Origin of the sequence: Sphingomonas endophytica, from assembly GCF_001476895.1 — a bacterium.
Lineage (GTDB): Bacteria > Pseudomonadota > Alphaproteobacteria > Sphingomonadales > Sphingomonadaceae > Sphingomonas > Sphingomonas endophytica_A.
This window is the reverse complement of sequence record NZ_LDTB01000329.1, coordinates 1-774: the sequence shown is the minus strand read 5'-3', so window position 1 is coordinate 774 and position 774 is coordinate 1. Positions and strand designations below refer to the sequence as shown.

Sequence of the window (774 nt, the reverse complement as noted above, 5' to 3'; positions counted from 1 at the left end):
CCTCGATCAGGGCCGTATCGCCCTGCGAAGATCTTTGGAGGAAGGAGTCATCAAGTCACTTCGCGTAACCTTGGGATCGGAGCCACGCGATCCGACGCTCTCCATTCATCCAATCGTCAATTTCCGTCTTGCTTGTGAAACCCTTGCTTTCTCGGGGTTCTGCGCCTGCGTACTCGGCGCTGATAGCCCAGTCGCCTTCAGAGTTACGGACTGGTTTGAAACTCACTTTTACCTTTGCCATGCCGAACTATGCAGCAAAGTGCGCAAAAAGTGAAGCTCGCGGAAGCATTTGGAGCCGCCGGCCCGACCGACGCTTTGTCCTTTTGCTGTGCAGAGGAGGAGCCGCCATATTTCCGGGCACCAAGGTCCATCAATTACCATGTTCGGAGCAAACCACCACTCTTGTTAAAAGCGCTATTGGATTTCTTATTGTACTCTCTCAACCGTTGGTGTAGTCTCTCAAGCATCGATACTGGCCGAACAACTGTTCCGCTTTCGCCTCAGTTCCTGACGGCGCGCACGTTTCAGACATTCTCCAACATCGACGAACTCGGACACTGGCCGCAACTCTGCGCGTCAGATCCTGCGCGTATACGAAAGGACGACCTGATGAACACAGGTACAGTGAAGTGGTTTAACAGCCAAAAAGGCTTCGGCTTTATTCAGCCGTCAAACGGCAGCAGCGACGTTTTTGTTCACATCAGCGCGGTCGAACGCGCCGGCATGGGCACTCTCAGCGAAGGTCAGACGGTGTCTTATGACGTCGTCGCAGAC

The 774-nt window shown here is 53.9% G+C and carries 2 protein-coding genes; both read left to right on the top strand.

Annotated elements, in window-relative coordinates:
* Positions 1 to 274, top strand: a 274-nt coding sequence (locus tag NS334_RS18990) for a hypothetical protein (protein ID WP_206542756.1), incomplete at its 5' end; no start/stop codon positions are given.
* A gap of 335 nt (positions 275 to 609) precedes the next feature.
* The coding region (locus NS334_RS17490) for a cold-shock protein (protein ID WP_058757042.1) at positions 610 to 774 on the top strand (165 nt) is incomplete at its 3' end.